We start from the raw sequence: 14475 nt of genomic DNA, 5'->3' as shown, positions 1-14475 counted from the left end.
CCGCTGGCAAGATAGAACCAGTTTGAAATGCCAGCGCCATGCCGGCCAGAAGCAATTTCCAGGAAGCGATCCGCGAGGCCCAGTCCAGCGCCCTGATCGGCCCGAATGTCGTCAACAGGGCTCTGCCTTACGTGGGCGGCGGCATGGTGCTCACGGCGGCCGGGGTTCTTGGGGGCCTGTCCCTGATGACCACCTCCCCCACCTTGTTCATGCCCCTGTTCTGGGTGGCCCTGATCGGCAACTTCATCCTGTTCTTCGTGGCGCAGAACGCCGCCATGAAGGGCAACAGCGGCACAGCCCTGCCCATCCTGGCCACCTACAGCCTGATCACCGGCTTCACCCTCAGCGGGATCGTCAACTATGCGATTCAATCGACTGGAAGTGTCGGTGCCGTGGGCACAGCGGCTCTGGCCACAGGCATCACCTTCGTGATTGCCTCCTTCTTCGGTCGTCGCATGAGCGACAACGTTGGCCAAGCCCTCAGCGGTGTGGTCGGCCTCGGCATCATCGGTCTGTTGATCGCCATGGTGGTGCAGTTGGTGGGCGGCATTTTTGCGCCTGGCATGTTTACTGGTGGTACCTTTGAATTGTTGATTGCCGGGTTCGGCACCGTGCTGTTCGTGGGAGCCGCCTTCCTCGACTTCTACACGATGCCCCGCACCTACAACGACGACCAATATCTGGCCGGCGCTTTAGGCATGTACCTCACCTATATCAACCTCTTCATCTTCATCCTGAGGCTGATCATTGCTCTCCAGGGCGGTGGCCGTCGCGATTGAGTATCGGCCCTAATCAAATCGTGCTACCATCACATGAACCTATCCTATTCTGGATGGGTTCATTCTTTTTTTGATCTGGCGAAAACGTCAGTCGCGAGCCTGGCATGAGACCATCTCCCCCTAGGGCCTTGGCGCCGATCGGATCAGGGCTTTCTGACGTCATGCGTTCGTCCGGCTAAGCTCCCTGCGATCTCGACCCCACACGGCAGGCATGGCGCCACTGCTGGGAGCCACTGCTGGGCGCCAAGGACGTCTGAACAGCCAACGCCCGCCCTTCACCCCATGGAATGCACTGGAAATCCCATGCCAAAAACAGCTCTGATCACCGGGATCACCGGTCAAGACGGTTCCTACCTGACGGAGTTGCTCCTGGAGAAAGGGTATGTGGTGCACGGAATCAAGCGGCGGGCCAGCAGCTTCAACACCGACCGCATCGACCACCTTTACCAGGATCCCCATGAACGGGATCCTCGGCTTGTCCTGCACTATGGAGATCTGACGGACTCCACCAATCTGATCCGGATCGTTCAGCAGATCCAACCGGATGAGATTTACAACCTCGGGGCCCAGAGCCACGTGGCCGTGAGTTTTGAAAGTCCCGAATACACAGCCAACTCAGACGCTCTCGGGACCCTACGCATCCTGGAAGCCGTCCGAATTCTGGGGTTGACGGAAAAGACCCGCATCTATCAGGCCAGCACCAGCGAACTTTATGGCTTGGTGCAGGAGATCCCCCAGAAAGAAACAACACCGTTCTACCCCCGCAGTCCCTACGGCGTGGCCAAGCTCTATGCCTATTGGATCACGGTGAATTACCGCGAAGCCTATGGCATGTATGCCTGCAACGGCATCCTGTTCAACCACGAAAGCCCCCGACGGGGCGAAACCTTCGTAACCAGGAAAATAACTAGAGGCATGGCCCGCATCGATGCCGGCCTTGACCAGGGACTGTTCATGGGCAACCTGGATTCCCTGCGCGACTGGGGTCACGCCAGGGATTACGTGGAGATGCAGTGGCGGATGCTGCAGCAGGACCATCCCGAAGACTTCGTGATCGCCACGGGCCGGCAGGAGTCGGTGCGGCGGTTCATCGAACTCACCGCCGAAGAACTCGGCTGGGGGGGGATTGTCTGGCAGGGCAGCGGCATTGAGGAGACGGGCGCCCGTCGTGACACCGGTGCCACCGTGGTGCGCATCGACCGGCGTTACTTCCGCCCTGCGGAGGTGGAGACCCTGCTCGGGGACCCGACCCGCGCGCGGGAACGGTTGGGATGGACACCCACCACCACTTTGGAAGAGCTTGTGGCCGAAATGGTCGCCACCGATAAGGAGGAAGCCGCCAAGGAGGCCACCTTGCGCCGCGAGGGTTTCAGCGTCGTCGGTTCGATGGAGAATCCTCCCCAGGTCGGACTGAAGGCCGCGCCGTGAGAACACGCCAAAAACGCCGCTATTGTCGCAGCTGTGACCCTTTCTCATCGCAGCGGATCTCCGCTGGAGCGACCCCTGCTCCAGCGGTCCGCCACCCCTTGCAGCAGCGCAGGGGCCTGAGGCTTTTCCCATGCTGATCTCACCCAACGACCGGATCTTCATTGCCGGCCATCGCGGCATGGCCGGCTCGGCCATCACCCGACGCCTCAAGCAGGAGGGCCACCAGCACCTGCTCACCGTGGGGCGAGCCGACCTCGACCTGATGGACAGCCCTGCGGTGGCGGCGTGGTTCGCCGATCAGCGACCCGATGTGGTGGTGCTGGCGGCGGCGCGGGTGGGGGGGATTCTGGCCAATGCCAGCTATCCCGCCGACTTCCTGCTCGACAACCTCAAGATCCAGCAGAACGTGATCGAGAACGCCTGGCGGCAAGGGGCACGACGCCTGCTGTTCCTTGGCAGTAGCTGCATCTACCCCAAATTGGCCGACCAACCGATCCGGGAGGAGGCCCTGCTCGGGGGGCCGCTGGAGCCCACCAACGCGTGGTATGCCATCGCCAAGATCACCGGCATCCAGCTGTGCCGCGCCCTGCGCCAGCAGCATGGCTTCGACGCGATCAGCCTGATGCCCACCAACCTCTATGGCCCAGGCGATAACTACCACCCCACCAACAGCCATGTGCTGCCCGGTCTGATCCGCCGTTTCCAGGAGGCCCGCGAAGCTGGCTCCGAGGAAGTGGTCTGCTGGGGCAGCGGCCGGCCACGGCGTGAATTCCTGCACGTCGATGATCTGGCGGCTGCGGCCCTGTTCTGCCTGCGCCATTGGCAACCGGGTGTTGAGGATCTTCAGCACATCAATGTGGGAACAGGAACGGACGTGAGCATTCAGGAGCTGGCCACGATGGTGGCCGAAGCGGTGGGATTCCGCGGCCGGATCGCCTGGGACACCTCCAAACCGGACGGCACACCCCGCAAACTGCTGGATGTCAGCCGCCTGGCCGGCCTCGGCTGGCGATCCGCGATCCCTCTGCAGGATGGATTGCGACGCACCGTGGCGGAATTCGTGAGTGAGCGGGCCAGCGGCGCCGAGGTGCGGCTGTGAGGATCCTGGTCACCGGCGGAGCCGGTTATATCGGCAGCCATGCCGTCAGGGCCCTGACCCGGGCAGGTCATCAACCCGTGGTGCTGGACAACCTTGTCTACGGCCATGCCGACATCGTCGAGAAGACCCTGAAGGTTCCCCTGGTTCTGGGTCAGGTGGGCGACCGTGAAGTGCTGGAGCCGCTGCTGCGCGGCCGCCACCCCGCCCTCGACGGGACCCCCCTGGAAGGCAAGCCCATTGAGGCGGTGCTCCATTTCGCCGCCTATGCCTACGTGGGCGAATCGGTCAGCGATCCTGCCAAGTACTACCGCAACAACCTGGGCGATACCCTCACCCTGCTGGAGGCCCTGGTGGCCACCGAGCGCCCGTTGCCGATCGTTTTCTCCTCCACTTGTGCCACCTACGGGATCCCCCAGCAGGTGCCGATCACCGAAGACCATCCCCAGGCTCCGATCAACCCCTACGGACGCAGCAAGTGGATGGTGGAGCAGTTGCTCACCGACTTCGCGGCGGCCTACGGCCTGCCCAGTGTGATCTTCCGCTACTTCAATGCTGCCGGTGCCGATCCTGAGGGCGACCTGGGTGAAGACCACGACCCTGAAACCCATCTGATCCCAAGGGTGCTGGACACCATGAGCGGTCGGGAACCCTATCTGCAGATCTTCGGCGACGATTACCCCACCCCTGACGGCACCTGCATCCGTGATTACATCCACGTGGCCGATCTGGCCGATGCCCACGTCTTGGGCCTGGAAAGGCTGCTGCGGCTGCGGGAACGGGAGGAGTCCGAGCGCAAGCCCCTCATCTACAACCTTGGCAACGGCACCGGCTACTCGGTTCAGCAGGTGATCGAAACTGCCAAAGCCGTGACCGGCCGGGGCTTGCTCGCCCACATGGCCAAGCGGCGGGATGGCGATCCTCCCCAACTGGTGGCCGGGGCTAGCCGGGCCCACCAGGAACTGGGTTGGAGGCCCCGTTTCCCCGAACTGGAAACGATCATCGAGCATGCCTGGGCCTGGCACCAGAGGCGTTACCAGGGCTGAGGGCCCCGCTGACCGGCCAGGGCCTGGCCAAGGGCTCCCCGATGAACACACCTTGGCCGGGCATGGCCACACTGCGCCAGTAGCTCTCGATCAAGGTGTCGCCGCGCCGGTAAAAGCTGAGCAGCAGTCCGGGATCGGGAAACTTGGCTGGAAAGTTGCACGGCTCCACCACCGTTCCATAACTGCCGGTGGCACCGGCCTCGAGCCAGCGAAGCGCACTCATCTGCGGACTGTCGGTCAGCTGTCCCCCCAGGGAGGTGAGGTGATCGGCAACGGCTCCCGGCCGGTAGCGGTTGGTGCGAATCCCGGCAGGGAAGGCCAGCCCGGTGAAATAGGCCATGACATCCTGAGCTCCCACAAGGGCATCGGAAGCGATGACCCTCACCTGGAACCGTGATCCCATGGCGGCCACGACCCGGCCATAGCCTGGGGAACGGCTGTTGCGTTTGGCGTCCCTGGTGCTCAAGAGGTAGGCCGTTCCCGGCGGTGCCGTTCCGTCCGCGGCCACACCCTGCTGAATCAGGCGCCTGGCCATCGCCGGGCTTGTGGCGGCCAGCATCATGCTGGGCCGAACCCCCAGCTGATCCCAGGGACGGCGCACATCGCCGCGGGCAAACAGGGGACTCAAGGCGGTGGTCCGGCAACCGGTGGCGCAGAAGCGTGCGTCCAGGCCGAAGCTGAAGGCACTGGTGATCGACTGGCAGCCGACCCGATAAGGAGCCGCCCAGGCCAGGGCATAGACCTGGACATGGCCTGGAGTCCGGCTGTCCACCGTGCGCTTGAGGCGGCGGAACACAGCCGGGCTCAGCGCCACTTCCCCGGGGGGGAAGCGCACGCGGATCACCTGGTCCGGGGGGATCAGGCGGGCGGCCTGGTAGGTCCGGCCGATGCTCTCGCTGAGGGGATCGGCGGCATTGATGATGATCGCGAGGTGGCGATGGTCAAGGGGACCTTGCGACAATGTCCCGACCCTGGAGACCCGTGACCCGCGCGGGAGGCTCTGGCTGGACGTCAGGGCCAACAGCACCAGTGGTGCAAGCAGTGTGGGCAGCCAGCGGCATCGGGGAGACAGCCGAAGCCCTCTGGAAGACTCAGAGGCCATGGGAGAGCTGACAGCTGTTCTCCCCGGCCTCCGAGGAACCGTCGCCTTGGCCGTATCGATGTAACTTCAGGGGCAGTCGACAGAAGAAACAGCTGACCTGGAGCTCGTCTGGAGCTGAGTCAGAGCCCATTGGACGATGGCCCAAGCCCAAATCCCAGCCTCCCACACTGGCGATGGATCGCCAAAACCACCTTCGCGCAGACACCCGGAGACAACTTAGAATTTGGTGAAGACCGCCTTGCTGTTCCTTGGTCATCAACTACCTCTGTTTCGATTCCCCGGCCAAAGTCTTTGATCAGATTTACTTATCAGATGCGCCGATGCCAGGCAGGTGCCAATCAGGGGTCTCCATCAGTCAAACCCTTGATTCCTGACTTGACATTTTCAGCCCCCATCATGCAGCGCCGTTGATGCCAATTCTCCATCGTATCGCCAGACGACTCCCAGCCTCCCTTGTTGCTCCCCTCACCGATCAGAGACCCGCAGCTCGCCTGATTCGGCATTCGGCGAAGAAATACTGGAAGTTACTGGTACTCAACTTTTCCACCAGCCTGGCCGCCAGCCTCAGCGAAGGCGCCACGCTCGGGATCATTTTCCTTTCAGTCAGCCTCATCAGTGCTCCCGAAAACAGTGATTGGAGCCAAATTTCGGCCCTGGGATCCCTTAATCATTTTCCTTGGCTGCAAGGCTGGCTCAATAGCGCCCTCAGCACCCGCACAGGGCGCGACGGGATCTTTGTGCTGCTCTTGGCCACGGCCGTGGCCCTGCAAGCCCTCATGGCACTGACCAGCTATGTGAACAGCATCAGCACAGCCGTGATGGGGGCACGGATGGGCACGGAAATTACCGCAAAGCTGAACGATCGTGTGCTGTCACTGAGTTTCGCCTGTGCCAGCCGGTACCGCATCGGCGACCTGCTGAACTACGTCGGCTCCGGCGGCGGCACCGTTCAGCAAGAGATCTCCCTGGCCAGCGGGCTCTTGATGAACAGCCTGCAGCTGTTGATCTATCTGGTCATCCTGGTGGCCATCTCCCCATGGCTGCTTCTCGTGGCCATCGCGATGGCCGGCGTCATGCAGACGGTCCAGAAGCTACTGCTACCCCGCATACGCAGGAACTCACGGGAGCAACAGAGCGTGAATGTGGAGCTCTCCAGCCACCAGAACGAACAGATTCAAGGCCTCCGGTTGCTGCACAGCATGGGCCAGCTGGAAAGCTCCAGAACCAAACTGAAAAGGTTGCTCACCGAAAGCAAGAGGCTGTCGATCCGGCAGAGCAAACTGTCCAACATGGTGCAGCCCATTTCCAACATGCTGCCGATCATCTCCATCGCCGTGATCGCAGCGCTCAGCCTCTTGGTGTTCAAAGATCGCACCAGCGGGGTACTTCCGAGTCTGGTGACCTTCATCATCGCCTTGCAGAGACTCAACCAGCGGGTCGGGAGCTTAACAGGACTCGCCACAAGCTACGCCGCCAACAGCGCCAATGTGGAACGGCTCAACGACATTCTGCGCGATGACGACAAGCAATTCATCCGCACAGGAGGTATTCCCTTCACGGCGCTTCATGCGGGGATCGAACTGGATCACGTCTCTATGCGCTATAGCCGCGACCTCCCAGAGGCTCTTTCGTCCATCCAGCTCAGCATTGGGCGCGGCCAGACTGTCGCCCTGGTCGGCTCCAGTGGCGCCGGCAAGAGCTCCATCGCCGATCTGCTGGTCGGTCTCTATGACCCAACCGGCGGGAGAATTCTCATCGACGGTGTCGACTTTCGCGGCATCAACCTTGCCAGCTGGCAGCAACGGCTTGGGGTCGTCAGCCAGGACACCTTCCTTTTCAATGCCAGCATCGCCAGCAATATCGGTTTCGGCGTCGAGAGCGCGACTCTTGAGGACATCATGGAGGCGGCTGCCAAAGCCCAGGCCGCTGGCTTCATCGCCAACATGCCTGAGGGCTACGACACCAAGATCGGCGAACGCGGCTACCGACTCAGCGGCGGCCAACGTCAGAGGATTTCCTTGGCCAGAGCGATTCTGAGAAGGCCTGAACTGCTGATCCTCGATGAGGCCACCAGTGCCCTCGACAGCCAGAGTGAACGGCTGGTACAGCAGGCCATCGAGCAGTTCGAACGTCAGCACACCGTCCTGGTGATCGCCCACCGCCTCAGTACGATCGTCAACGCCGATATCATTTGCGTGATGTCGGAGGGAAGGATCTTGGAGCGGGGCCGTCACCACGAGTTACTGGCCCAGTCCGGTCTATACGCCAAGCTCTGGAGCGATCAATCGAAGCATCCCCAGCAGATATCCATGGCGGCGAAATCTGTCTGATACACCCCAAGCTCATAAGCATGCACAGCCACGATCGCCACAATCCGATGGAACATTAAAGATGATCATTGCCTGCACGATCGACAACAACTACATCCGGCACTGCGCCGTGATGCTGAAGTCGCTGCAGCTGTCCAATCCGACTGAATCCATCAGCGTCTACATCCTTCACGGTGTCATTGATGCCGATGAGCGTGCCCGTCTGGCGGCCTATCTAGGCGAGTTTCTGCCTTCGGTCTCCTTCATCCAACTGGACGAGGAGATGCTTTCCGGTTTTCCAGTTTTCGGCCACATCACCCTGGCCACCTACTTCCGGCTGTTGCTGCCGGCGGCGCTTCCCCATGCGGTGGAGAAGGTTCTTTATCTGGATTCCGATCTGATCGTGGTGGACTCGATCCGTGAACTCTGGGAGTCGGCTCTCGAGGAGAACAGCATTGGTGCCGTGGAGGATCACAACCAGGAGTTCGACCGCAACCGCCTTGGCCTGGCTGAGGGGTCCATGGTGTTCAATGCGGGCGCGATGCTGATCGACCTGGGCCGCTGGCGCAGGGACAACATCCTGGCCACGGGACTGGAGTTCGCCCGCACCCATCCCGAGCGCATCAAACACTGGGACCAGGACGTGCTCAACTCCCTGCTCGAAGCCCGCTGGCGGTCCCTCGACTGGCGCTTCAATGCCCTTCCCCACCTCTGGATGCACCCGGAGTACACCGATGCCAGCACCCCCAACGGCCGGCAAGCTGAGGCGACCCGGGCCAACCCCGCCGTGATCCACTTCGCTGGTTCAGGAGTGGCCAAGCCCTGGCACCATCGGTGCACCCATCCCTGGCGCCAGCGCTACCTGGAGATCCGCCAGCAGACCCCCTGGGCAGGCCTGCCCCTGGAGGGGGTCCCGATCCCGTCCCCGGGCGACCGCCTCAGGACATTTCGCTCCCAGATCAAGCGTGCGGGCAAGCGGATGCTCGGCAAGCTGAGGCCCTAAAAATCCATGACCGTCCAGCTCGGCGACCACCGACTCACCTGCATCGGCTACTGCGACAGCACGGAGGCGGACCTACTGGGACGCTTCCTGCGCCAGGGAAGCCGCGCTCTGGCGAACAGGGAAGGGGAATACACGCTGGTGATCGAGACCGACGCTGGGGATGTGACGGTGGTCACCTCACCCGTCGGGGCCACGCACTATTACTACGCCGAACACAGTGGCCGTCTCATCCATGGCGATCAGGTGGCGGAGATCCTGCGTCGCAGCGGCCTGGAGTGGCGCTGGAACTGGCAGGCCCTCGGCGATCTCTGCCAGCTGGAGAACCTGACGGACAACCAGACGCTCCATCCGGACATCCATCGGGTTCCGCCGGGCAGCATCCTGCATTTCACCGACGGCCGCGTGGCGCTGCGCTCCGAGTCGGTCCTGGACAGGATCCCGGCGGCCCCCGCTGACCCGGACGCCGCCGTCGAGGCGCTCAATGCCTCCGTCCTCAGGCTGGCAGGGGACAACCCCTACCTGTCCCTGTCGGGCGGATTCGATTCCAGGGTGATCCTGGCGTCGATGCTGCGCCAGGGACTGCGCCCCCATCTGATCACCATGGGACGGGAGGAGGCCACCGACGTCCAGGTGGCCCGCCACATCGCCCGGCGCTTCGATCTACCCCATCAGCTGATCAACCTGGACCTGGAGGAATTCTTCGCCCACGGTCCCAGCATCTCCAGCCTCACCAACGGCACCAAGACCGCCTGCCACTGGCACACCTTCCTCTACCCCCTGAAGGCCGCGATTCCCGCCGATGCCACGTTCTTCGTTGGCACCCTGGGGGAATTCGCCCGTACCTATTACTTCGACCGGGGCTGGCTCGGCCGCTTGGCGTCGGTGGCCCCTGAAGCCGCCCTGGGCCAGTTCTGGCGGATGAAGGTGGATCGTCACCTCAGCTTCTCAGCCGAGGAACTACGTCATGTGGCCCCACCGCTGGCCGCCCAGTTGATGCCGGAGGGTCGCGGCCAGCGCGCCGCCAAGCTTGCCGGCTTCTGTCGGGGAGGGTTCCTCGAAGGCCTCACCCGCTACTACTTCGAGCAACGGGTGCCCAACTTCTACGCCAATGGCATCCGCATGTACCGGGCCTCCAGCGCCTGGCGATCCCCCTTCCACGATCGTCGCTGGATCGAGGCGATCTGGAATCTCCCCGATGGCTGGAAGCTGGGCTCCAACTGGCACCGCCACGCCATTGCCCGCAACTGCCCTGAGCTGCTCGCGTTTCCAGAGGAGAACGGCTTCGACAAGAGCCGCATGCTGGCCAAGGCCCCGCCCCTCTACTGGACACCTCCCCTGAGGCGAGCCCGTTACGTGAGCTACGACCTCAGCGCCGACTGGTACCGCGACCCCCGCATGCATGCCTTCCTGCTGGAGCACGGCGGGCTGATCGAGGATCTGGTGGATCCGGACCTGCTCAGCCGGATTCTGGACGCCCATCGCAACGGCATCGACAGGACCCGAACCCTGGCCTTCCTGCTGACCCTGATCTACTGGAAGCAGGTGATCACCCCATGAGGGTGCTGTTCGTCTCCCACATGGCCAGCCGCAGTGGGGCCCCCCTGCTGCTGCTCTGGCTGGTGCGCTGGCTGATGCAACACGAGTGCGGCATCGACCCAGCCGTGGTCCTGCTCAGCGATGGGCCCCTGCGGCCCGAGTTCGAAGCGCTGGCCCCCACCACGGCCTGGAGCCAGCCCCTGTTTCAGCCCCTGATCAAGCGCCTCGCCGCCAGGCTGGGCCGGGGACAGCCCAGCAGTCCCGCCGGCCTGCTGGAGGCGGCGGTGCAGCACCACCAGCCCGACCTGATTTACCTCAACACCCTGGTGCTGGGCCAGCACCTGAAGGGCCTCAGCGCCGACTCCGCGCGGCCGGCCTGTCTCAGCCACGTCCATGAACTCGAAACCACCCTCGCCACCATGAGCACCCCGGAGGCTGTGGCCCGCCAGCTGGCCCTCTCCAGCGAAGTGGTGGCCTGCGCCGCAGGGGTCAGGCAATCCCTGCACCTCCAGCACGGTCTCCCCCTGGAACGCTGCTCGGTGATTCCGGAGTTCGTTCCTTTCTCTGCTCAGGGCCATGGTCCAACTGCGGAGCCACCTGTCCCTTTGGAGGGGGAGGCCAGGGATCCATGCCTGGAGCGCCTTGAGATGGCCCTCGAGAACGGCACCTTCGTGTTCGGGTTCGCCGGCCAGGCGATCGCCCGCAAGGGGTTCGACCTCTTACCCCAGCTGGTCAGGGAATGCGAGCGGGTTTTCGCCGGAACGTCCTTCCTTGCGGTCTGGCTCGGGGCCGCTCCGGCTCAGGAAGAGGTGATGATGGCCCAACGCGATCTGCGTCTGTTGCAGCTGGAACACCGCGCTTTGCTGCTGCCGCCGATGCCCACGGGCATCGACGTGATCCGTCGGTATGCGGTTCATGGGCTGCTCTCAAGGGAGGATCCTTACCCCGTGGTCGCCCTTGAGGCGGCCGTCTCGGCGGTACCCACCGTGTGCTTCCGCGACGGGGGTGGCATCGCTGATTTCGTGGCCGATGGCTGCGGAGTGGCGGTTGACTATCTCGACCTGGAGGCCTTCGCAACCGCCCTGCACCGGCTCAGCATCGACCCGGAAACGCGCCGACACCTGGGGGAACGCAGCCGGGCCAGGGTGCTGCAGGAGTCCAGCATCGATGCGGTAGCGCCCCAGCTGCTCGCGTGCATGCAACGGGCCGTGGCGGCAGGAGCCCGCCGTGGTTGAGCTGCCCCTTCCCAGCTCCCACCGTCTCTACGGCTGGCCCGGGAGTGAGGCGATCGCCGTGCCCGAATGGTCCAATGCCGATCCAGCTCGACCGCTCTTCTCCATCGTCATCCCCACCCTCAACCAGGGGCCCTACATCGAGGACACCCTGCTCTCGATCCTCTGGCAGGGCTATGACAACGTCGAAATCATTGTGGTGGACGGGGGCAGTACCGACGAAACCCCGGCGGTGCTGGAGCGCTACCGCCCCTGGATCTCGGTGTTGATCAGCGAGCCCGACCGGGGCCAGTCGGACGCCATCAACAAGGGGTTCCGCCGGGCCAGCGGTTCGATTCTGGCCTGGCTCAACTCCGACGACTTCTACCTTCCTGGTGCCTTCCACACCGTGCTGGCCTGCTTCGCCGCCCAGCCCGGCCGCCGCTGGGTGATCGGCAGCGGCGACATCATCAGCGCCGACCAGCACTTCCTGCGCCACGTGCCCGCCCGCGAGGGTTCGGCCGAGACCCTCCTGGCCATTGAGAACGGCTGCTTCCTGCTGCAGCAGAGCTGCTTCTGGAGCGCCTCGCTCTGGCAGGAGGCCGGGGGCCAGGTGGACGAGGGCCTGAGCCTGTTGATGGATTACGACCTCTGGTGGCGCTTCTCGCAGCGCTGCTCCGGCATCGTCACCCAGGAGAAACTGGGGGCGATGCGCTACTACTCCACCGTGAAGACCCGACGCCAGGGGGAACGCTTTCCGTCCGAACTGGCCACCATCTATGCCCGCTATGGGGCCAGCGAGCCGCTGGAGCGGCTGGTGCAACGCCTGCTGAAGGAGAAATCCGCCCTCGGCGAGCGCCTCCAGGCCCTGGAACAACAACTGCCGGTGCGGCTGTTGCGGCGGCTGCGGCTCCTCCCCAGAGCATGAGTACACCCGAACTGTTCGTGGGCATCACCAGCTGGAACAGCGCGCTGTTCCTTCCCCACTGTCTGGAGGCGCTCCAGGCCACCACCCGGGGCCTGGAAACCCACGTCTGCGTGCTGGATAACGGCTCCACCGACCACTCCGTGGCGATCGCCAGCGAGCGCGGGGCCGAGGTGGTGCAGCGCCGCTGCAGCCAGCCGGACGCGCTCAATGCCCTGCTGCGCCGATCCCGCTCCCCGTACACCCTGCTGCTGCATGCGGATGTGATCCTGCTGTCACCGCAGTGGTTCCACATCTGCCGTTCCCGGCTTACCGATGGGGTGGCGCTGGTGTCGCCACAGGACATCGGCTGCGGACCGCTCACCCGTCCCTTCGGTGCCGGCATGCCGGAGAGCTCCTTCCTGCTGATGCACACGCAGCGGTTCCGCCGCTGCCGGCGCCTCCACTGGCGACGCAAGGGACGCTGGCCGCGACCGCGGCTTGAGGTCGACTTCCACGGCCCCCACATCACCCACCACCTGCCGCAGGAGCTGAAGCGCCGCCGGCTTACCTGGGTGCCCATGGACGTCTACGTCTCCAACCGGGCCAGCGAACCGCTGTTCACACCGACCTCCCCACCGGCGGTCTGGAGCGACGAACTGGCCTATCTGCGCTACGGACTCGGCAACTTCTACGGCCTCGACGGCACGATCACCCACTACCACAACTGGTACGACCGGATCGTCGCCCGGGAGAAGAGCGAAACGGCGCCGACCACGGGCCGCAAGGATTTTCCAGTGGAGTTCATCCGCTCCTACACCCAGCGCCTGCTGGAGGACTACGGCGCCGGCAGGCTGGAGCTGCCCACCGACCTCAGCACCACCCGCACCCCCAAGGCGCTCTAGCCCCATCCCTTCCTCCATGACCGGTCCTTCGCCACCACGGCCGATCGCCGCCCACTTCCTGCTGGTGCCGGAGCTGCTGCATTCGCCCCCCAATGAGGCGATCATCTCGGCCCTGCTGGAGAACGGCTTTGATGTCCACGTCTACGCCCCCGGGCCCTGTGGCAGCACCGCCCCCTACGGAGAAAGGGTCACCACCCACCCGGTGTCCTATGCCATGCGCTGGCTACTCGGTCAGGCCTGGCGCCCCCGCTGGCACCGCTACAGCTGCTTTTCCGGCACTACTGAGGATCCGATCGCTGTGGTGGGCCTCCTGGCCCGTCTGCACCGCCGTCCCTCCTTCATCCTGGGGGACGAGATCCGCGCCGGCAGCTACCGGGGGCCCCGCTCAAAACGCTGGAAGCAGCTCTGCCTGGACGCCTACCGGCGGGCGCGCTTCACGATCGTCAACGACACCCACCGGGTACCGCTGGTGCGCGACTACGCCGGCCTGCCGCCGGCCCAGCCGGTGCTGGTCTATCCGGGCTGCTTTCGCCACCCGCCGGAGCGGGATCCGACCCTGCGGCAGCGGCTGCGCCAGAGCTGGGGGATCGGGCCCGACGCCCTCACCCTGGCCATCTCCGGGGGCTTCAACCTCACCGCCGGCGCCGACTGGCTGCTCGACGCCCTGCACGAGGACCCCTCCCTCTGCGCCGTGATCCAACCCCTGGGGGTGGACCCCCTGGCTCTCTACCTGCTGCGGCGCCTGAGTCTGGGTGGCCGGCTCCACATCGAGACGGGTCGGCTGTCCTGGCAGGAGGCCTGGCGATCAACCGTCGGCTACGACATCGGCCTGGCCATCTACACCAATCCGGCGCCCCAGTTCCAGGCCATGGGGGTCAGCTCGAATCGGCTGTGCATGTACCTGGCCATGGGGGTGCCGGTGATCTGCAGCCGCCAGCCCAGTTTTCAGTTCGTCGAGGACTTCGGCTGCGGCGTGATGGTGGACGATGGCGCTGGTTTTCTGGCGGCGGCCCACCACCTCGGGGCCGACCTGGACGCCCGGAGGGAGGACTGTGCCCGCTGCTTCCACGACCACATCCGCCCCCAGGAGCGCTACCGCGGCCTGGTCGAGGCCATCGGCACCCTCGGGCGCCCCTGAGGCGGGAGCCACCACCAA

General features: G+C 64.3%; 12 protein-coding genes. 11 read left to right on the top strand and 1 reads right to left on the bottom strand.

The genetic code is table 11. The features are described 5' to 3' along the window. The first annotated feature begins 38 nt into the window (after positions 1–38). The 4 genes from KBZ33_RS00580 to galE all read left to right on the top strand — a co-directional run bounded on the left by KBZ33_RS00580 (position 39) and on the right by galE (position 4349). Positions 39–779 carry a Bax inhibitor-1 family protein gene (locus tag KBZ33_RS00580; RefSeq protein ID WP_254949652.1) on the top strand — a complete coding sequence of 247 codons (741 nt, stop codon included), beginning with the start codon at positions 39–41 and terminating at the stop codon, positions 777–779. Between the two features lie 303 nt (positions 780–1082). Continuing rightward, positions 1083–2207: a GDP-mannose 4,6-dehydratase gene (gene gmd, locus KBZ33_RS00575; protein ID WP_254949653.1), complete on the top strand. Its 1125-nt coding sequence runs from the start codon at positions 1083–1085 to the stop codon at positions 2205–2207. A gap of 130 nt (positions 2208–2337) precedes the next feature. Continuing rightward, positions 2338–3306, top strand: coding sequence for a GDP-L-fucose synthase (locus KBZ33_RS00570; protein WP_254949654.1), 969 nt, complete (start codon positions 2338–2340; stop codon positions 3304–3306). After that, complete coding sequence (gene galE / locus KBZ33_RS00565) at positions 3303–4349, top strand: UDP-glucose 4-epimerase GalE (protein ID WP_254949655.1); 1047 nt, start codon at positions 3303–3305, stop codon at positions 4347–4349. Before KBZ33_RS00570 ends, galE begins: the two co-directional genes overlap by 4 nt. Here galE and KBZ33_RS00560 read toward each other — a convergent pair. Continuing rightward, on the bottom strand, positions 4303–5310 hold the full coding sequence (locus KBZ33_RS00560; protein WP_254949656.1) for a TIGR03790 family protein: 1008 nt from the start codon (positions 5308–5310) through the stop codon (positions 4303–4305). The two genes, galE and KBZ33_RS00560, sit on opposite strands and share 47 nt — an antisense overlap. Before the next feature lie 551 nt (positions 5311–5861). Here KBZ33_RS00560 and KBZ33_RS00555 point away from each other — a divergent pair. The 7 genes from KBZ33_RS00555 to KBZ33_RS00525 all read left to right on the top strand — a co-directional run bounded on the left by KBZ33_RS00555 (position 5862) and on the right by KBZ33_RS00525 (position 14457). Beyond that, positions 5862–7781 (top strand): ABC transporter ATP-binding protein, encoded by a 1920-nt coding sequence (locus KBZ33_RS00555; RefSeq protein ID WP_254949657.1) that lies wholly within the window; start codon positions 5862–5864, stop codon positions 7779–7781. A gap of 61 nt (positions 7782–7842) precedes the next feature. After that, positions 7843–8763, top strand: coding sequence for a glycosyltransferase family 8 protein (locus tag KBZ33_RS00550; protein WP_254949658.1), 921 nt, complete (start codon positions 7843–7845; stop codon positions 8761–8763). A gap of 6 nt (positions 8764–8769) precedes the next feature. Beyond that, positions 8770–10320: an asparagine synthase C-terminal domain-containing protein gene (locus KBZ33_RS00545; RefSeq protein WP_254949659.1), complete on the top strand. Its 1551-nt coding sequence runs from the start codon at positions 8770–8772 to the stop codon at positions 10318–10320. After that, positions 10317–11534, top strand: a complete 1218-nt coding sequence (locus KBZ33_RS00540) for a glycosyltransferase family 4 protein (RefSeq protein WP_254949660.1) — start codon at positions 10317–10319, stop codon at positions 11532–11534. Before KBZ33_RS00545 ends, KBZ33_RS00540 begins: the two co-directional genes overlap by 4 nt. Continuing rightward, positions 11527–12438 carry a glycosyltransferase family 2 protein gene (locus KBZ33_RS00535; RefSeq protein ID WP_254949661.1) on the top strand — a complete coding sequence of 304 codons (912 nt, stop codon included), beginning with the start codon at positions 11527–11529 and terminating at the stop codon, positions 12436–12438. The genes KBZ33_RS00540 and KBZ33_RS00535 overlap by 8 nt, the downstream gene beginning before the upstream one ends. Then, on the top strand, positions 12435–13319 hold the full coding sequence (locus KBZ33_RS00530; protein ID WP_254949662.1) for a glycosyltransferase: 885 nt from the start codon (positions 12435–12437) through the stop codon (positions 13317–13319). Before KBZ33_RS00535 ends, KBZ33_RS00530 begins: the two co-directional genes overlap by 4 nt. Positions 13320–13335: 16 nt before the next feature. Further along, positions 13336–14457 (top strand): hypothetical protein, encoded by a 1122-nt coding sequence (locus KBZ33_RS00525; RefSeq protein ID WP_254949663.1) that lies wholly within the window; start codon positions 13336–13338, stop codon positions 14455–14457. Positions 14458–14475: the final 18 nt, after the last annotated feature.

Source organism: Cyanobium sp. Cruz-8D1, from assembly GCF_024345975.1.
Lineage (GTDB): Bacteria > Cyanobacteriota > Cyanobacteriia > PCC-6307 > Cyanobiaceae > Cyanobium.
The sequence above is the reverse complement of the archived record's forward strand: the minus strand, read 5'-3'. Positions and strand labels throughout refer to the sequence as shown.